Consider the following 19879-nt stretch of genomic DNA (forward strand, 5'->3'; position numbering starts at 1 on the left):
TGAATTAACCAGATCCGGGCAGATAACGGATCATTCGCCATTCCGGCCCGGATGTATGTAATCAGGAGGATAATAATGAATACAGACAGATATGTAAGCCCGCTGTCAGAGCGGTACGCAAGCAAAGAGATGCAGTACATTTTTTCCCCGGACATGAAATTCCGCACATGGAGAAAGCTGTGGATCGCACTTGCTGAGACGGAACGTGAGCTTGGCCTTAACATCACCCAGGAGCAGATTGATGAGATGAAAGCTCATGCGGATGATATCAACTATGATGTGGCTAAGGAGCGTGAGCGTCAGGTTCGCCATGATGTAATGTCTCACGTGTATGCGTTTGGTGTACAGTGCCCGAAGGCAAAAGGCATCATCCATCTGGGAGCAACCTCCTGTTATGTAGGAGATAACACCGACATTATCGTTATGACAGAGGCACTGAAACTTGTCCGCAAGAAACTTGTGAACGTGATCGCGGAGCTTTCCAAGTTTGCAGCACAGTATAAAGATCAGCCAACTCTGGCATTTACTCATTTCCAGCCGGCACAGCCCACAACCGTAGGTAAGAGGGCAACTCTCTGGACACAGGAATTCCTGATGGATCTTGAGGACCTTGAGTATGTATTAAGCACTATGAAACTTCTTGGTTCCAAGGGAACAACCGGTACACAGGCAAGCTTCCTGGAACTCTTTGACGGAGATCAGGAGACTATCGACAAGATCGATCCGATGATCGCCGAGAAGATGGGATTCAAGTCCTGCTATCCGGTTTCCGGACAGACTTATTCCAGAAAAGTGGACACCCGTGTGCTGAATATCCTTGCGGGAATCGCTGCAAGTGCACATAAGATGTCCAACGACATCCGTCTTCTTCAGCATCTGAAAGAAGTGGAGGAGCCATTTGAGAAATCCCAGATCGGATCTTCCGCCATGGCATATAAGAGAAACCCGATGAGAAGTGAGAGAATCGCTTCCCTGTCCAGATATGTGATGATCGATGCCCTGAATCCGGCTATCACATCTGCGACACAGTGGTTTGAGAGAACTCTGGATGACTCTGCAAACAAGCGTCTCAGCGTTCCGGAAGGATTCCTTGCAATTGACGGAATCCTGGATCTCTGCCTCAATGTTGTAGACGGACTAGTTGTTTATCCGAAGGTTATTGAGAAGAGACTGATGTCCGAGCTTCCGTTCATGGCGACTGAGAATATCATGATGGATGCAGTTAAGGCAGGTGGAGACCGTCAGGAGCTTCATGAGCGTATCCGTGAGCTTTCCATGGAAGCAGGCAAGAACGTGAAGGTAGAAGGCAAGGATAACAACCTTCTTGAACTGATCGCTGCGGATCCGGCATTTAACCTGACTCTTGAGGATCTTCAGAAATCCATGGATCCGTCCAGATATACAGGACGTGCAAAAGAGCAGACAGAGGCGTTTATTGCCAATGTGGTACAGCCGGTTCTGGACGCACATAAGGATCTGCTTGGCGTTAAGGTTGAGATCAACGTATAATTCCAAGATGTTATAAACATTAAGAAATGAACACAGACAGGAATGACGTGTCTCTGTGTATTACAGGCAGAGAACATGTCGTTCCGAATAATAGAGAAAGACACAAGGAGGAACTGTGTTATGGTAACTGCAGTAGTAGGAGCAAACTGGGGAGATGAAGGTAAAGGCAAGATCACAGATATGCTTGCTGAGAAAGCTGATATCATCGTAAGATTTCAGGGTGGAGCCAATGCGGGCCACACCATCGTAAATGATTATGGTAAATTCGCACTTCATACACTTCCGTCAGGTGTGTTTTACGGACATACGACCAGTGTCATCGGAAACGGTGTTGCACTGAACATTCCGGTATTCTTCAAGGAGTACAACGAAGTAGTAGGCCGTGGAGTACCGGCACCGAAGATCCTGATCTCCAACAGAGCACAGATGGTAATGTCTTACCACATTCTGTTCGATCAGTATGAAGAGGAGCGTCTTGGAGGCAAGGCTTTCGGTTCCACAAAATCCGGAATCGCTCCGTTCTATTCTGACAAATATGCAAAGATCGGCTTCCAGGTAAGTGAGCTCTTTGATGAGGAAGCACTGAAAGAGAAAGTTGTACGTATCTGTGAGACCAAAAACGTAACACTTGAGCATCTCTATCACAAACCGCTTCTGAAACCGGAAGATATCATGAACGAGCTGATGGAATACAAGAAAATGGTTGAGCCATACGTATGTGACGTATCTCTCTATCTCTGGAATGCACTGAAAGAGGGCAAACAGGTTCTTCTTGAGGGACAGCTCGGAACTCTGAAAGACCCGGATCACGGAATCTATCCGATGGTTACATCCTCTTCCACACTGGCTGCTTATGGTGCCATCGGTGCAGGCCTGCCTCCATATGAGATCAAGAAGGTCGTAACCGTATGCAAAGCTTACTCCAGTGCAGTTGGAGCAGGTGCATTCGTTTCTGAGATCTTCGGCGAGGAAGCAGATGAGCTGAGAAAACGTGGCGGTGACGGTGGTGAGTTCGGTGCTACTACAGGCCGTCCGAGACGTATGGGATGGTTCGACTGTGTTGCATCCAAATACGGATGCCGTCTCCAGGGAGCTACAGACGTTGCTTTTACAGTACTGGATGTTCTGGGATATCTGGATGAGATCCCGGTTTGCACAGGCTATGAGATCGACGGAGAGGTAACAACAGAATTCCCGACAACTGTGCAGCTTGAGAAAGCAAAACCGGTTATTGAGAAGCTTCCGGGATGGAAATGCGATATCCGTGGAATCAAGAAATACGAGGATCTTCCGGAGAACTGCAGAAAATATGTAGAGTTCGTAGAGAAACACATCGGATTCCCGATCACCATGATCTCAAACGGACCAGGAAGAAACGACATCATTTACAGATAATCATTTACTGTGACAGGATTACGACAGGCAGCGCCGGGGAAATTTCTCCGGCGCCCTTTTGTTAAGAGGCTGATGATAATATTGGCTATAACAACTGGTATATCATGTGAAAGGATTCCGAATGAAAAATTTTAAAAGAATTGCGGCACTGGCAGGCGTTGTTATTTTGCTTCTCGTGTTCTGCCTTCCCATGGTGTTTGCATGGGGCAGCAGTGAGAACTCACAGGCTTTGTTCCGGGGCGCTTTTGCGGCAGCAGTACTGGTACCGATCGTGGCTTATGTTTTCTGGATGGCGTACCGGATCTGGGGACCTGAGAAACCAAAGGAGGATGAAAACCGTATGATCGAGAATGTTATTTTTGATGTGGGAAATGTGTTGATGGGATATGACTGGGAAGAGTATCTGAAGAGCTACAATTTTCCGGAAGAAAAATATGAAAAAATTGCGGATGCAACATTTCGAAACCCAATCTGGGAAGAACAGGACAGAGCACTCCACGAGGAGTCCTGGTATGTAGATAAATTTGTAGAAAGTGCACCGGAATATGAGAAGGATATCCGTGAAGTGGTACGACGGGATCCGGAATGCATGCATCTTTATGACTATGCGGAAACCTGGGTGAAATATCTCAAAAACCAGGGATATCATCTCTATGTTCTTTCTAATTACGGAACTTATATGCTGGAGAGAACCAAAAAAGATATGCCGTTCCTGAAATATATGGACGGAGTGGTATTTTCCTGCGACGTACAGCAGATCAAGCCGGAAGTGGATATTTATGAGACACTTCTGAAACGCTATGATCTGAAACCGGAGAAGTCGGTATTTATGGACGACCGGGCCATCAACTGTGAAGGGGCTAGAAAAGCAGGGATCCGTACCATTCAGTTCGAAAACCTGAAACAGGCGGCAAAAGAGCTTGAGGAACTTGGTGTGAAGTAATTTGTGATGATGCAGTATGAGTTGCTGTAAAAAGAGAAACGCAGAGAACCTGCACCATCGCGAAGCCCTCTGCGTCTAAAGGGGAGGATATGATAAGTATCTCCCGGAACGGAATCGGTTATACAGATAATATATAAAATTCTCCGTTTTTTTATGACAGCAGGATATTGCTTATCATGAAAAATTTATCCTGAAATTTTTTATTGCGGAACTTCTCTTTAACGAAAGGCAGATACATTTATCTGCCCGGATGGAGGTTCCGTATTTTTGACTACATTATTACGTTATTCTTTGTTCTTCTTCCGGTATTCACCGGGAGTCATTCCATAAGTTTTCTTAAAAGTACGCATAAAATGTTCCGGACTTTCGTAACCTACAAGTTCGCAGATGGCATGATTGCTGAGAGAAGTTTCCCTGAGGGCACGGCATGCCTGGTTCAACTTGATATCCCGGATGATCTGTAAGAATGTCCGGCCGGTACTTTCTTTGATCAGGGTGCTGAAATGGGAAGAACTGTAGCCAAAATGTTCTGCAGCTTCGCTTAAGGAAACACTCTGATAGTGACGGTTCAGATAGCCCAGGATTTCTGTTACGGAATTTCCGGTGCTGTCCTTTGTGAGGATGGATTCGATATCATTTTCGTGATAACGAAGCAGCATGGCCCAGAACATGATCAGCATGGAATTGAGGAAGGTGTAGCTGTATTTTGCGTGCCCCAGATATTCGATATAGAGATTTTCCAGCATGTCATGGATCTGTGGATCATTTCCGCTGTGAAAGATCAGATAATTTCCTTCGGTCTTGCGGTACAGCACATGGGCAAAAAACTGCGCCAGGGCACTGTCCGCAGTCAGTGACTGGAAGAAAGTGGACTGAAAGGTGGAACCACGTACCAGAATATTAAAAGCAACACTGTCATCAAAGATTCCCACACTGTGGGTAGTATGTGGTGGGATGATACAGATATCCCCGGTATGTAAAGTGTGTTCGATCCCCTGAATGGTAGTGTGGGCAGTTCCGTCATAAACACAGAGAATCTCAAAAAACTCGTGCTCATGGGAAAAAACAGGCGTATAACGGTAATGCTTGGAAAGTACGATATTGCCATTCATGTCATGAAAAAGATCGGCTTCTTTCATATAGGGATACCAGGCCTCTGCCTGAAGTTCCGGGACAAAAAGCCGGTGTTCATAGATCAGTTCACGGTCCAGTGTAAGACAATATTCATGAAAGGTTTCCGGATGTTCTTTCTCCTGAAGGTAAAGTGTTTTATAAAAAATCTCATCTTCATTGTAGGCATAAATGTATTTCTGAAATTCTTCTCTGGTAAGTTTCATAACAGTCCCCTTTTCGTGCGGATCTTTCATAAGAGATAAGGAAAGTATATCATAATCATCGAAAAAAACGTCAGTGTTTTACAAAAAAAATCACAATTGGAAGAAAAAGGGAAAAAGTGTACAGTAATGCCAGAAAGAAATTCGGAGGTAAAAGAGATGAACGAAGTTGAAAAGAAAGTAAAGATCGGCCTGTGGCGTCAGAGGATCGGTTATGGATCTTCCGATTTTGCCTGCAACCTGATCTGGCAGATGATCTCCCTGTATCTGCTGTATTTTTACACAAATGTCATGCATCTGAATGCCGGTGCAGTCAGTGTAATGTTCCTGGTAACAAAAGTAATTGACGGAATTTCCGACCTGATCGTAGGATTCCTCATTGACAAGACAAACACAAAATGGGGTAAATCAAGACCATGGATCCTGTTTGGTGCGGTTCCATTTGGTGTGGCTGCAGTCCTTGCATTCTCTGTACCGGATATCGGACAGACAGGTATGCTGATCTACGCATACATTACTTACATTCTGCTTTCCACTGCATACACCGTTGTAAATATCCCGATGGCATCCATTCTTCCGGCACTGAGCGAAGACCCGCATGAGAGAACCGTCCTTGCATCCTGCAGAACTTTCTTTTCATCCATCGGTTCCACTGTAGTCAGCGCTTTTGCCCTGACACTGGTAGACAAATTCGGAAACGGCAACGAGGCACTTGGATTCCGTATCGTTATGATGATCTTCGGTGTAGTCGGATGCCTTGTATTCTTCTTCTGCTTCTTTAACACAAAAGAGCGTGTAACCATCAAACAGGAAAAAGTCAGCCTTAAAGCAAACATTTCCTGTCTGCTCCACAACAAACCGTGGAAACTTTTTGCACTGAATATCGTCTGGTTCTTTGGTGGATTTGTGATCCAGGCAAGTGCGGTTATTTATTACTTTACTTATGTTGTACAGAACACGACACTGGTACAGATCGTTGCGACCATCACAACACTGGTACCAATCGTAGCAAATCTTTGTGCACCGTTCCTTGTAAAACTCACATCAAAACGAAATCTGATGGTTGGAGGAAGTTTTGTACATATGGGTGGTCTTCTGATCATCTTCTTTGGCGGCACAAATGTTCCGGTTCTTCTGGCTGGTGCGGTGATCGCGGCAGCAGGATACGGACTGAAGGGAAGTATGCATTTTGCAATGCAGCCGGACCCTGTTGATTATGGTGAGTGGAAATCCGGTGTAAATACAGCCGGAACTCTTTCCGCAGTAAATGGTTTCATTGGAAAAGTGGGAATGGCTATCGCCAGCAGTATCGGTGCGGCACTTCTTCAGTTTGGTGGATTTGACGCAAACCTTGCAACACAGACAGCAACGGCTCAGACTTATATCACAGCAATGTACATCTGGGTGCCGATCATCACAAATATCGCAACAATTATCACAATGATGTTCTATGATCTGGATAAGATCTATCCGCAGATCGTCAAAGAACTGGATGAAAGGAGAGCAAACGCATAATGCCAGAGGTAAGCAGTGACCTTGAGATGGTCCGTGTGACCAATGAGGATTTTGTAAAAAAAGCAGAAGCATGCACACCAAAGTTACGGGAAACGGTAGTTCGTCCGGTTTCTATCGTAGATATCGTAAAAACAGAAGATGTTTATCCGGAAGTTCATAAAAAAGATGAGATCGGAAATCTTTCCAGCTATCACCTGGCAAAAGGAGATAAAATCTGTCTGGATTTAGGAGATCATCAGGTGGGATATGTGACCCTGAAACTGAACTCCGTAGGAAGCCCTCAGGATGCACCGGCATTTTTCAGACTGAAATTCGGTGAGATCGCCAAGGAGATGACAGAGGACTCCGCAGATTATGATGGGTGGATCAGCCGTGGATGGATCCAGGAAGAGTTTATCCATGTCGATGTCCTTCCGGCAGAGCTGAAGCTTCCAAGAAGATATGCATTCCGCTATATGGAGATCGAGGTGATAGATACATCACTGAAATGGCAGATGGTAGTGGAAGATGTATCCTGTGTCAGTGTTTCCGCTGTCAGTATGGAAGATGTAAAGCCGGTGGAAAGTGAGGATGAAATGATCCGAAAACTGGACCGTGTCAGCCTCCGTACCCTGCAAAACTGTATGCAGTCCGTATTCGAGGACGGACCAAAGAGAGACCGTCGTCTGTGGCTTGGCGACTTAAGGCTCCAGGCACTTGCGAACTATGAGACCTTCCACAACATGGATCTGGTAAAAAGATGTCTGTATCTGTTCGCTGGACAGACAAAGGATAATGGCCAGGTCAGCGCCTGCCTTTTCACAGAACCGAAATTTATCGTGGATGATACCTTCCTTCTGGATTATTCCATGTTCTTTGGAGCAACCCTCTGTGACTACTACGAAGCGTCCAGTGACAGGGAAACTTTAAAAGATTTAAGTGCCTGTGCATATCGTCAGATGGAAATTGCGAAAGAGCAGTTTGATGAAAAGGAACTTATGAAAAAAGGAGATGGTTTCTGGGGCTTTATCGACTGGACGGATGGTCTGAACAAGCAGAGCGCAATGCAGGGTGTTTATATATACTGTGCAAAGAAGGTACAGAAGATCGCAGAAATCCTCGGAGACGCTGAAAAAGCCGAAGAGATGAAAAAAGAAGCTGCGGCGAAAACAGCAGCTGCGAAAAAATATCTTTTTGATAAAGAGAGCGGCCTTTTCATAAGCGGAGAGGAAAAACAGATCAATTATGCAAGTCAGGTATGGCTGATCCTGGCAGGCGCGGTAGACAGCGCAGAGGGAGCAGAAATCCTGGACCGTCTGGTGGAGTTAAAACCGGAAAAAGGAATGGTTTCTCCGTACATGAACCATCATTTTGTGGAAGCACTTCTGATGTGCGGAAAAAGAGACCAGGCAATGGAATATATGAAATATTACTGGGGCGGAATGTTAAGCCACGGTGCGGATACATTCTGGGAACTTTACAATCCGGAAAATCCGGCGGAATCTCCTTATGGAAGCAGCATTGTCAACAGCTACTGCCATGCATGGAGCTGCACCCCGACGTATCTTCTCAGGAAGTACTTTAACTAAATCAAGTAAGTCCCCTGCGAGGGGGACTTGCTTGTATCAGGAGGAGCGTAGCTCCTTCTGATAAACTGCGTAGCAGTTATTTGGTGTAGAGCTACGTAGCGAATGCGGATGCTTTTATCCGCTTGCCCAAAATATCCGCTTGAATTTAACTGGAAAAGGAGAGTCTGATTATGGTAAAATTAACAGTAAACATCGTATCCATGCAGGATGCAGATAAATTCAATAAACTTTGCAGCAAATTTGACTGCGACATGGATCTGCAGAGCGGTAAATATTATGTAGATGCAAAATCGATCATGGGAATCTTCAGCCTTGATCTTTCCAAGCCGCTAGTCCTGAATGCAGGTACAGATGACGAACAGAAAATAAAAGAAACATTTGCAGATTTTATCAGAGAGGAATAATCATGACACGTATTTTGAAAGAGAGAAAATTTTCCGGCACTACAGATCCCAAAGTGCAGCCATGGGAATTGGAACATCGTAAAGTGGCCCGCCGTGCAGCGGCAGAGGGAATCGTTTTACTAAAAAATGAAGATCATATCCTTCCGCTGAAAGCAGGAAGTAAAGTGGCACTTTATGGTGCCGGTGCAGGCAGGACCATCAAGGGAGGAACCGGCTCCGGAGATGTCAATGAGCGTGAACGCGTATCTGTTTTTCAGGGAATGAAAAATGCCGGATTCCAGGTGACAACAGAAGCGTGGATCGAAAGCTACGACCAGATCTATGAAAATGCACGTCAGGAGTGGAAGAGAAGTATCCTTTCAAAAACAGGAGAAGGTGCAGATACCATGGATTTCTTTACGGTATACAGCACCACTCCCTTTAAGATGCCGGCAGGAGATCCGATCCAGAAACCAGCCGAAGGAGAAGATACAGAAAACGCGATCTATGTTCTGAGCCGGATCGCAGGAGAAGGATCAGACCGTACTGCTGACAAAGGCGATTATGATCTCAGTGAAGAAGAGCATCAGATGCTGGCAGATATCTGTGCTTATTATAAGAATGTGGTTGTTGTGATCAATGCAGGTGCACAGGTGGATCTTTCCTTTATGGATGAGTTCCGCAATATCAGAGCCCTTCTGGTGATCGTACAGCCTGGAATGGAAGGCGGAAATGCCTTTGCGGATATCCTGTCCGGTAAGGTGAACCCATCCGGTAAACTGGCAGATACCTGGGCTTATAAATATGAGGATTATCCCAGCTCCGAGAAGTTTTCACATAATAACGGAAATGTGGAAACAGAGCTTTATGATGAGGGAATTTATGTGGGATACCGCTATTTTGATACTTTTGAAGTTCCGGTGCGCTATGGATTCGGTTACGGTCTTTCCTATACAGACTTTGAGATCACCGGATGTGCTCTGAAAGCGGTATCAGCAGAAAAGATCCGTGTTACGGCAACGGTCAGAAATACGGGAAATGTTTCCGGTAAAGAAGTCGTACAGGTTTACGCATCCCTGCCGGGCGGCATCCTCGAAAAAGAAGCACACCGTCTTGCAGCCTATGCAAAGACAAACGAGCTGAAACCGGGAGAAGCACAGGAAGTTACCATGGAAGTAAAGATGGATGGGCTGACTTCTTATGATGAGAAGAGAGCTGCATGGATCCTTGAGAGTGGTTTTTATGGCATATGGGTCGGAAACAGTCTTGCATCAGCAAAACTCTGCGGAGGCATAAAACTGGATCAGGAAGTGATCCGAAGACAGGTCAGAAATCTTTTCCCGCTGAAACAGGAACTGGAAGAAATTTCTCAGGAAGCATCCAAAACAGCAAAACGTGCGGCGGCAGCAGCGCAGCAGGCGAAAGAGGAGGAACTGACTGTTCTTAACATTCGTGGAGCAGACATTGCTACCGAGACTGTGGAATATAAGAAGAATGCAGACCTCTATGAAAAAGAAGCAATGGATTTTGTAAATACCTTGTCAGAAGAAAATCTGATCGATCTGGCAGCAGGAGATCCGGGCAAAGCACAGGGTGGCAATCTTGGCGCAGCAGGAATTTCCGTTCCAGGTTCTGCAGGTGAAACCCATCGCTGTGCAGTAGACAAAGGTCTTGCAAGCATCGTTCTGGCAGACGGACCGGCAGGACTTCGCCTGATGAAGTATTATCATGTAAATGACGGAAGCATTGTTTCCATGCCATTTGAGTTCAGTCTGGAAGGTGGATTGTTCTATGACGATTCCAGAGAACTTCCGGGAGAAAGATATTATCAGTACTGTACTGCGATCCCGGTAGGAACACTGCTTGCGCAGACCTGGAACCGGGAGCTGATCCGTGAAGTGGGAGCCATGATCGGAACAGAGATGGAACATTTCGGAGTAACACTCTGGTTGGCACCGGGAATGAATATCCACAGAAATCCTCTCTGCGGAAGAAACTTCGAATACTATTCCGAAGACCCGTATGTATCCGGAACCATTGCGGCAGCTATGACAGAAGGTGTTCAGTCCAATTATGGATGTGGAACGACCATCAAACATTTTGCCTGCAACAATCAGGAAGACAATCGTATGGGATCAGACAGTGTTGTGTCTGAGCGTGCACTTCGCGAAGTTTATCTCAAAGGATTTGAAATTGCGGTAAAAGAAGCACAGCCAATGTCCATCATGACCAGTTACAATCTGATCAACGGTATTCATGCGGCAAACAATTATGATCTCTGTACAGAGTCCGCCAGAAACGAATGGGGATTTAAAGGAGCGATCATGACAGACTGGACGACTACAGAACAGGGAGACAGCTGTACAGCATCCGGCTGCATGAGAGCGGGAAATGACCTGGTAATGCCGGGATGTTTCGGAGATCATGACAATCTCAGAAAAGAACTGAAAGAGGGAACACTTAAGATCGAGGACCTGCGCGCATGCATTGCACGTCTGGTAAGTGTGATCTGGAAGTCCAATCAGTACCTTCAGTAAAATAAACAGGATATGATATAAGACACATAGGAAAAGGACAGTGAATGGGAAAAGTTGCTGTCCTTTTTCGTGATTTTCCAAAAAAATATTCTGCACAGTACAGTGACGGCTGCAGGTGAGAAAGTATCTTTTTTATGTGGATTTTTGTGGATATGAGATAGATGTATTTGCTTTCTTCGCCAAAAGATGATATAATAAACAAAAATTGCGAAGCGGAATGAAACGTCCGCTTTATTCATCTAAAATTTTGGAAAAGAGGATCAGACAATGAGCGATATGACAATTCTTGAGCAGTGGCGTTCCGTTGCTTATAATCAGAATGCAGATAAGAATAAGCTTCAGCGCTTCTGGGCAACTTATTTTAACATTGAGAAGAACATTTACGAGCAGCTTCTGGAGAACCCGGATGAGGTTGTTTCCGGAACTGTTAAAGAGCTTGCTGAGAAATACGGTCAGGATGTTATGACTATGGTTGGTTTCCTTGACGGAATCAACGACAGCCTGAAGGTTCCGAACCCGATCGAGACTATGGATGAGAACACCAAGGTTAACCTTGCATTTGATAAAGAAGCTCTCTATAAGAACATGGTAGACGCCAAGGCTGACTGGCTTTACAACCTTCCTCAGTGGGACAAGATCTTCACAGAAGAGAAGAAGAAAGCTCTCTACATGGAGCAGAAGAAATCCGGCACAGTTGTGAAACCACACAAAGTCGGAAGAAACGATCCGTGCCCATGCGGAAGCGGCAAGAAATACAAATACTGCTGCGGAAGATAATGAGCGTAAAGAAGAATCTGGATTACATTATCGTGTTAGGTGCCCACGTGGACGGAACACGGATGACACTTGCCCTTCTGGAACGAGCCAGAAGGGCCCTTCTTTATCTTAAGGAGAATCCCGGCACAAGGGCAGTTCTCTCCGGTGGAAAAGGTGACGGAGAAAACATTTCCGAGGCAGAGGCCATGTACCGTTATCTCATCGGACATGGGATAGAGGGGAACAGACTGATCCTGGAAGAAGAGTCCACCAGCACGAAGGAGAATCTGGAATTCAGCCGCAGGAAGATCGGAACCACAGATTGTTCCATAGGCGTGGTGACCAACAATTTTCATGTATGGAGAGGAGCAGCTATTGCAAGGAAATGCGGCTTCCGGGAAGTTGTTATGGTACCTTCCAGATATCGAAGCTGGCGTCTTCTGGTCTACATTCCAAGAGAAATTCTGGCAATCATCAAGGATAAAATGATGGGAAATCTGTGAAAATTTTTTTTAAACATGCGTTGACAAATAAAAATGCTGCGCTTATAATGAACCACAGAAAAAGAAATAAAAACACGTTGACGAGACGAGTAAACTGTGAAATGTTACAGAGAGAGATGTGAAGTGCTGGAAACATCTTATCGGGAAACAGTTGAAAACTACCTCCGAGTGGCCCCAATCCGGTCCGGTGATTCCGTTATCATCATAATTGAGAGGCTTTGTATTTGACAGGTATCTGTTTATATGGAGCAAGCAGGGTGGAACCGCGAGAATGAATAAACTCGTCCCTTACAGTGCGTGATGTACTGTAAGGGATTTTTTTATTCCGGAGAAAATTACTCCACAGTATTTTCCGGGAAAAGATCTCCGGTACAGGAAAATGCACTGTGTATCATAGAAACTCGTTGAAAACGAAAGGAGAAACAATCATGATTATTACATTAAAAGACGGCTCAAAAAAAGAATACTCAGAAGCAAGATCAGTGATCGATATCGCATATGACATCAGCGAAGGCCTTGCACGTGCTGCATGTGCAGGAGAAGTAAACGGAGAGGTTGTAGATCTTCGTACAGTCCTTGAGGATGACTGTGAGCTTAACATCCTTACAGCAAGAGATGAGAAGGGCCTTGCAGTTCTCCGTCATACAGCATCTCATGTAATGGCACAGGCTGTACAGAATCTGTATCCGGAGGCAAAGGTTGCCATCGGACCATCCATTGATACAGGATTCTACTATGATTTCGACCACGAGCCATTTTCCCGTGAGGATCTTGATGCCATCGAAAAAGAGATGAAGAAGATCATCAAAAAAGGCGCAAAGATTGAGCGTTTCACAAAATCCCGTGAGGATGCCATCGCATACTTCAAAGAGAAAAATGAGCCATATAAGGTAGAGCTGATCGAGGATCTTCCGGAGGGAGAGGAGATTTCCTTCTATTCCCAGGGAGACTGGACAGACCTCTGTGCAGGACCACACCTGATGAGCGTAAAAGGAGTCAAAGCATTCAAGCTTCTTTCTTCTTCCAGCGCATACTGGAGAGGAAGCGAGAAAAACGCAATGCTCACACGTATCTACGGAACTGCATATGCAACAAAGGATGAGCTGAAAGAGCATCTGGAGCAGATGGAAGAGGCTAAGAGACGCGATCATAACAAACTTGGCCGTGAGATGAAGATCTTCACAACAGTAGACGTAATCGGACAGGGACTTCCACTTATCATGCCAAACGGTGTGATCATGATGCAGGAGCTTCAGCGCTGGATCGAGGATGAGGAGACAAAACGTGGCTATGTAAGAACAAAAACTCCTCTGATGGCAAAGAGTGATCTCTACAAGATCTCCGGACACTGGGATCATTACAAAGACGGCATGTTCGTACTTGGGGACGAGGAAAAGGACAAAGAGGTTTACGCACTTCGTCCGATGACATGCCCGTTCCAGTACTATGTATACAAAGCAGAGCAGCACAGCTACCGTGATCTGCCGATCCGTCTGGGCGAGACATCCACACTGTTCCGTAACGAGGATTCCGGTGAGATGCATGGCCTGACACGAGTTCGTCAGTTTACGATTTCCGAGGGACATCTGATCGTAAGACCGGACCAGATGGTAAAAGAGTTCAAAGACTGTATCGCACTTGCACAGTACTGCCTGCAGGTACTTGGTGTTGAGGAAGATGTAACCTATCACCTTTCCAAATGGGACCCGACAAACAAAGAGAAATATATCGGTGAGCCGGAAGTATGGGAGGAGACAGAGGGTCATATCCGCCAGATGCTGAACGAGCTGAACATTCCGTTCACAGAGGATGTAGGAGAGGCTGCTTTCTACGGACCGAAGGTTGATATCAATGCCAAGAACGTATACGGAAAAGAAGACACCATGATCACAATCCAGTGGGATGCACTTCTTGCAGAACAGTTTGATATGTACTATATTGATGAGAACGGCGACAAACAGCGTCCGTACATCATCCACCGTACATCTATGGGATGCTATGAGAGAACTCTTGCATGGCTCATTGAGAAGTATGCAGGAATGTTCCCGACATGGCTCTGCCCGGAGCAGGTTCGTGTGATCCCGATCTCCGAGAAGTTCAACGATTATGCGCAGAAGGTAGAGGCCCAGATGAAAGAGGCAGGCATCCGCTGCTCCGTAGACGGACGTTCTGAGAAGATGGGATACAAGATCCGTGAGGCACGTCTTGAGAGAGTACCATACATGCTTATCGTTGGTGCAAAAGAGGAAGAAGAGGGCAAGGTTTCCGTAAGAAGCCGTTACCTTGGTGATGAAGGAATGAAAGATCTTGGCGAGTTCATCAGCTTCATCAAAGAAGAGATCAAGAACAAGACTATCCGTAAGATCGAAGTTCAGGAAGAAAAGAAATAAGAAGATATAAAATAACATAACCAAACTCCCGCTGACAGAGACAGCTGTTTATAGCTGCCTGTTGGTGGGAGTTTTTTTGCAGGGACTACCTCCGTAAAGTCAGGAGTTATTAATGAAGATGAAGAATATCTTCTTTCAAAATCTGGAGCTGAAGCATTTCGCCCATATTGCGCTGCCGGTTGGTTTCAAACAGGGTATCTGCCCGCAATTCAATACCATCACGGTCTATGGTATAGGAAATGGTAGTTCCACGCAGCATCACACCGGTGATCTTTCCCTGGAAATGAACGGCATCATTCAGCGTTTCCGGAGAAATCAGGACGGCTTCCGGACGGATTGCGACAAAGTCACAGTCTGAGGAAAGACCGCACAGTTTTTCCAGGTGAGCTTCATTTACCGGCTCCAGCCATACGGACTGCCAGATGCCGCTGGACTGCGTGTACCAGATAAACTCGCCGGATGATTTCCAGAACTGTTTGCCTCTGGGAACGGTTTCATCATGCAGGTAATCGGTAACTGCCACGGTGAGTGTTTCTTCACCTCCGGAAAGAAAATCTGTGATATCAAAGGTGAAGGAGGACTGACCGCCTTCATGAAAGCCGACACAATGATCGTTGATAAATACGCTGCATTTGTAGTCAACAGCTCCGAAGTGAAGAAGAATTCTCTGACCGATCCACTCTGCCGGGATAAAAAAATTTCGCTGATAGGTGATTCTGTCAGAAGTAAGTTCTTTCTGAAACCCGCTGAGTCTGCTCTGGGGCGGGAAGGGAACCTGGATTTTTACGGGAGTTTTGTCGGTTCCGTCCTGAAAATTCCAGGTACCATTTAAAGGCATCCATTTCTCCCGGATGAAATCAGGGCGCGGATATTCATTTCTCATAGAGTTAAATCCTTTCTTTGAGTAAAATCAATATTGAAATATCCGTAATGGGTATTGCCCGGGATATAAAAAGAATGTTGTCAGGTTACGCTGGCTGCCATATAATAGGGTTAATAAATTTATTACATAATTACTGGAAGTAGAGGAAAAAACGAAGCTTCAAAAAGTTTTTTCTCTTTTTTATACTCATAATTGTAGTCATAAAATTCGAAAAAATCAATGGTTTTAATGCAAAATGACGCAAATCTGCGATTGTAACAAGAATGTATAATGCAATTTGTATATATTTTTGAAAAAATGATATTTATTACATAAATAATGAAATAAATAAGAAAAGAAGCAGATATTCATTACATGAATCTTGAAACGGAGGAAAAAGAATGGCGGAAGAAAGAATCAGTCAGGGAATTACAACAGAAAAGGAACTGGAACTGAACCTGTCAACAGAGAGTCACAAACCATGGATCACAGCAATCGGAAAGGCGCTGTCTTCAGCGGTACGGATTGATATTTTGAATCTGATAAAGGTGCATCCGTTGTCACTGCAGGAAATTTCCAGGAGACTGGGAATCCCGTTGTCTTCAACAGCGCTGCATATCCGCTGTCTGGAGGATGCTCATCTGGTATCTACAGAAAGCCAGCCGGGAATTCATGGCTCCATGAGAGTCTGCATGTGCGATTTTATTTCGTTTCATCTGGAAGCGTATGATACGGATATCAGCGCGGCGGAAAATACGCTGGTATACCAGATGCCCCTTGGAAATTATACAGATTTTCAGGTGGAACCTTCCTGTGGCCTGGCGGGAATGAACGGGGTAATTGATACTTTTGATGATCCAAGGTCTTTTTATTCGACGGACAGGCAGCAGGCGCAGCTGATCTGGTTCAGCCGGGGATATATAGAATATCGTTTTCCCAACAAAATAAATCCCCTCTGGAACATCCAGGAGATGAACTTTTCCATGGAACTCTGTTCGGAAGCACCTGGATATAATGCCCAGTGGCCGTCGGATATTACTTTTTCAGTTAATGGAACAGAGATTGGAACTTATACATGTCCGGGAGATCTGGGAGCAAGAAGAGGAAGACTGACACCAAATGTATGGCCCATAGGTCTGACGCAGTATGGATTTATGACAGGAGTTTCTCTGCGAAAAGATGGATGTTACATCAATGAGATTAAGGTGAACGATGAGAATATACTGGAAACCGTGCGTTTGTCAGGAAAACCGTATATTTCTCTGAGGATCGGAGTGCGCCCGGATGCCATAAATCAGGGTGGAATCAATCTCTTCGGAGAAAAATACGGAGATTTCCCACAGGGAATTAATATGCGGATCGTGTATTAACAGGGATGGATTATTTAAAATATTTCTCTCTTACAATCTCAACCGGCATATCCAGTCCGGTCCAGATGTGGAATGCTTTTACGCCCTGGTGAAGCAGCATGTACATTCCGTTAAAGGTTGGACATCCGGCTTCCCGGGCTTCTCTAAGAAGTCTTGTTTCTCTTGGTTCATACACAACATCGGCTACCGTAAGTTCCGGATGGAACAGAGTTTTGTCCGGGATGACTGTGCCGGTCACATCCGGAACCATTCCCACAGAGGTAGCGTTGATCAGAAGAGTGCTTTCTTCCAGTGCGTCTTTCAGAGCGGCGTGATTATCCATCTCATGAAGGATCATCTGACATTCTGTCATATGAGACATTTTTTCTGCCATGGCAGCGGCACGTTCCCAGTAACGGCTGGTAGGACGTGCAAAAACATGGATCTTTTTTGCACCTTCCAGGGCGGACTGTCCGCAGATTGCCATTCCGGCACCGCCCACACCCATAACGGTGATGGTGCGTCCCTTCACATCACAGCCTGCATCTCTGGCAGACTGGGTAAATCCATAACCATCGGTATTAAATCCCTTTAATTTTCCATTATCATTGCGGACGGTATTTACCGCTCCGATCAGCTGTGCGGTAGGAGAAAGTTCGTCCAGGAGCTCCACGATCTTATTCTTGTTTGGCATGGTCAGGTTAAAGCCCTTGATCCCGCAGACTTTCAGTCCTTCCACTGCCTGGGGAAGGGTCTCCTCTGTCACATCAAAACAGAGATACACATAATCAAGCCCGAGGTAACGAAATGCCTCATTGTGCATTAAAGGTGATACGCTGTGTGCCACTGGGCTTCCCAGAAGGCCGGTAAGCCCGGTATGTCCGGTAATATTGATCATTGTTCGATTCCCTCCTGTATCTCATAAAATAGAATTTTTTTACGAAATATATAATAAAAAATATTTTAACACTATAAAGTGCGAAAATCAATAAATACACATATTGTACGGAAATTTATACATTTTTGTCACTGATCCATAGAAAAAATCTATAAATGTCGATGCAGACAGAAATGCCCCGATAAGTTTGAAGAATCGACATCCAACTTTGACAAAATATGCACAGAGCCTGCCCTATAATAAATGTACTTACCAAAGTTGAGAATCAATGGCAGATAAAACAGCAGTGGGGGAGTCTTATGTATCAGAATATATACATAGATATCGTTTTTATGACGAATTTCCTTATGGATTATATGCTTTTAAGACTTGTGGGAAAATTTCTGCATCTTGACGGGAAACGCTTAAGATGCGTGTTATCCGCTGCCTTTGGATCTTTTGTATCCTGCCTGTTTCTTTGTGTACCTTTTAAGATTATTTTTCCTGCTGCTGTACTGATCCATGGCGGCTGCGCTTTTTTTATGGCATCCTTTGCTTTTCGCCTGAAAAAAGGAGGCCTTCTTGCGAAAACCATTCTGGCTTTGTATTTCACAGCTTTTGTGGTAGGCGGGATCTATCAGGCACTGGAAACGGAAAGGACCATGACGGTGAAAACATTTCTGCTTTTTGTGGCAGGGATTTACGGTGCATTTTATACACTGGGGTGTGCAGCCGAGACCTTCCGATTTGGCAGAAGGAATATTTATCCGGTCACGCTTAAATATCAGGGGAAGATACAGCAGACATATGGATTTTTTGATACGGGAAACTTCCTTATGGATCCCGTGAAAAAACAGCCGGTATCTGTTATAAAACAGGAACTTCTGGGAAGCCTGGTATCGGAAGAACTGGTAAAAAAACTGATGGATATCAGAGATAAGCCAGAGGGACTGGAAAATACGGAGCTTGTCAGTCTGCAGCCACATTTTCTGAGTTGTCGTACCGCAGATGGAAAAAAAGGATTGCTGCTGGCAGTGGTCCTTGACGAATTTCTGATCCAAACTCCCGGAAGGGTGGTACATGTGGGAAAACCAGTGCTTGCCATAACATCCGAGCCCTCAGCTTTGGGAGAAGAGTACGGGATACTTTTGAATTCCAGACTATTAAATTAAGAAGGGGGCTTATATTATGAACAGAGCAGCTGTAAGATCTTATCCATTTCAGGTGATCCAGAGGTTTATGATCAATCGACCGGGAGATGTTTTTTATATTGGGGGAAATGACATCCTTCCGGCACCGCTGCCGGCGGAGCGTGAAGCTGAAGTGATAGCAATGCTTGGGACAGAAAAGGAAAAAGAGGCAAAGGCCGTTCTGATCGAGCATAATCTCCGGCTTGTGGTTTATATTGCAAAAAAATTTGACAACACAGGAGTTAGTGTGGAAGATCTGATCTCTATCGGAACCATAGGACTTATAAAGGCTATCAATACATTTAATCCGGTAAAAAATATCAAACTTGCTACCTATGCATCCAGATGTATTGAAAATGAGATTTTGATGTACCTCCGGAGAAACAGCAAGACCAAGATGGAAGTTTCCATCGACGAGCCGTTGAATGTGGACTGGGATGGAAATGAGTTACTGCTTTCTGATATCCTGGGAACGGACGATGATGTGATCTCCAGACGTCTGGAAGATGAGGTGGAGATCGCGCTTCTGGGAAAAGCCATCAGTAAACTGACGAAGCGGGAGCAGATGATCATCCGTCTGCGTTTTGGAATCGGAAACCGGGAAGGAATGGAGAAAACACAGAAGGAGGTGGCAGATCTCCTGGGAATTTCACAGTCTTATATTTCACGCCTGGAAAAACGCATCATGAAGCGGCTGCGGAAAGAAATCGTGAAATATGAATAAATTAAAATAAAAAGTTTAAATATTTTAAAAAGCGTTATTGAAGG

Annotated in this window: 16 protein-coding genes and 1 other annotated feature; of the genes, 13 read left to right on the forward strand and 3 right to left on the reverse strand. The window is 45.1% G+C overall.

Translation table 11 applies throughout. From position 1 onward, the window contains the following. Positions 1-75: 75 nt before the first annotated feature. The 3 genes from purB to GPK81_RS00520 all read left to right on the forward strand — a co-directional run bounded on the left by purB (position 76) and on the right by GPK81_RS00520 (position 3847). Complete coding sequence (purB, locus tag GPK81_RS00510; RefSeq protein WP_015527100.1) at positions 76-1509, forward strand: adenylosuccinate lyase; 1434 nt, start codon at positions 76-78, stop codon at positions 1507-1509. 120 nt (positions 1510-1629) lie between these two features. Continuing rightward, positions 1630-2904, forward strand: coding sequence for an adenylosuccinate synthase (locus GPK81_RS00515; protein ID WP_022426147.1), 1275 nt, complete (start codon positions 1630-1632; stop codon positions 2902-2904). A 121-nt stretch (positions 2905-3025) separates the two neighbouring features. Continuing rightward, positions 3026-3847 carry an HAD family hydrolase gene (locus GPK81_RS00520; RefSeq protein WP_118170412.1) on the forward strand — a complete coding sequence of 274 codons (822 nt, stop codon included), beginning with the start codon at positions 3026-3028 and terminating at the stop codon, positions 3845-3847. Positions 3848-4131: 284 nt separating this feature from the next. Here the strand turns inward: GPK81_RS00520 and GPK81_RS00525 are convergent, their stop codons facing one another. After that, positions 4132-5184, reverse strand: coding sequence for a helix-turn-helix transcriptional regulator (locus GPK81_RS00525; RefSeq protein WP_181988236.1), 1053 nt, complete (start codon positions 5182-5184; stop codon positions 4132-4134). 156 nt (positions 5185-5340) lie between these two features. Here GPK81_RS00525 and GPK81_RS00530 point away from each other — a divergent pair, with 156 nt between their 5' ends. The 7 genes from GPK81_RS00530 to thrS all read left to right on the forward strand — a co-directional run bounded on the left by GPK81_RS00530 (position 5341) and on the right by thrS (position 14833). Continuing rightward, a complete protein-coding gene (locus GPK81_RS00530) occupies positions 5341-6696 on the forward strand; it encodes an MFS transporter (protein WP_021977633.1) in 1356 nt (451 codons plus the stop codon). Next, positions 6696-8264 (forward strand): alpha-L-rhamnosidase-related protein, encoded by a 1569-nt coding sequence (locus GPK81_RS00535; RefSeq protein WP_215706348.1) that lies wholly within the window; start codon positions 6696-6698, stop codon positions 8262-8264. Before GPK81_RS00530 ends, GPK81_RS00535 begins: the two co-directional genes overlap by 1 nt. Before the next feature lie 170 nt (positions 8265-8434). Continuing rightward, positions 8435-8668, forward strand: a complete 234-nt coding sequence (locus tag GPK81_RS00540; RefSeq protein WP_021977631.1) for an HPr family phosphocarrier protein — start codon at positions 8435-8437, stop codon at positions 8666-8668. A gap of 2 nt (positions 8669-8670) precedes the next feature. Then, entirely contained in the window at positions 8671-11184 is a 2514-nt protein-coding gene (locus tag GPK81_RS00545) for a glycoside hydrolase family 3 protein (protein ID WP_215706349.1), read from the forward strand. Between the two features lie 267 nt (positions 11185-11451). Continuing rightward, positions 11452-11961 carry an SEC-C metal-binding domain-containing protein gene (locus GPK81_RS00550; RefSeq protein ID WP_021977629.1) on the forward strand — a complete coding sequence of 170 codons (510 nt, stop codon included), beginning with the start codon at positions 11452-11454 and terminating at the stop codon, positions 11959-11961. Continuing rightward, positions 11961-12443, forward strand: coding sequence for a YdcF family protein (locus tag GPK81_RS00555; RefSeq protein ID WP_118071190.1), 483 nt, complete (start codon positions 11961-11963; stop codon positions 12441-12443). The genes GPK81_RS00550 and GPK81_RS00555 overlap by 1 nt, the downstream gene beginning before the upstream one ends. A gap of 68 nt (positions 12444-12511) precedes the next feature. Next, positions 12512-12735: a binding site (T-box leader), on the forward strand. A gap of 136 nt (positions 12736-12871) precedes the next feature. Beyond that, on the forward strand, positions 12872-14833 hold the full coding sequence (gene thrS / locus GPK81_RS00560; protein WP_118071189.1) for a threonine--tRNA ligase: 1962 nt from the start codon (positions 12872-12874) through the stop codon (positions 14831-14833). Between the two features lie 109 nt (positions 14834-14942). Here the strand turns inward: thrS and GPK81_RS00565 are convergent, their stop codons facing one another. After that, entirely contained in the window at positions 14943-15716 is a 774-nt protein-coding gene (locus GPK81_RS00565) for a sugar-binding domain-containing protein (protein ID WP_215706350.1), read from the reverse strand. 380 nt (positions 15717-16096) lie between these two features. Between GPK81_RS00565 and GPK81_RS00570 the strand changes: the two genes are divergently transcribed. Further along, on the forward strand, positions 16097-17065 hold the full coding sequence (locus GPK81_RS00570) for an ArsR/SmtB family transcription factor (protein ID WP_021977625.1): 969 nt from the start codon (positions 16097-16099) through the stop codon (positions 17063-17065). A gap of 10 nt (positions 17066-17075) precedes the next feature. Here GPK81_RS00570 and GPK81_RS00575 read toward each other — a convergent pair whose 3' ends face one another. Continuing rightward, positions 17076-17942, reverse strand: coding sequence for a shikimate dehydrogenase (locus tag GPK81_RS00575; protein WP_215706351.1), 867 nt, complete (start codon positions 17940-17942; stop codon positions 17076-17078). Positions 17943-18241: 299 nt separating this feature from the next. Here GPK81_RS00575 and GPK81_RS00580 point away from each other — a divergent pair, with 299 nt between their 5' ends. Further along, a complete protein-coding gene (locus tag GPK81_RS00580; RefSeq protein WP_215706352.1) occupies positions 18242-19093 on the forward strand; it encodes a sigma-E processing peptidase SpoIIGA in 852 nt (283 codons plus the stop codon). Positions 19094-19109: 16 nt separating this feature from the next. Beyond that, positions 19110-19835, forward strand: a complete 726-nt coding sequence (gene sigE / locus GPK81_RS00585) for an RNA polymerase sporulation sigma factor SigE (RefSeq protein ID WP_021977622.1) — start codon at positions 19110-19112, stop codon at positions 19833-19835. The last annotated feature ends 44 nt before the right edge of the window (positions 19836-19879 follow it).

Source organism: Blautia sp. MCC283 (assembly GCF_018785565.1).
Taxonomy (GTDB): Bacteria; Bacillota; Clostridia; order Lachnospirales; family Lachnospiraceae; genus Blautia_A.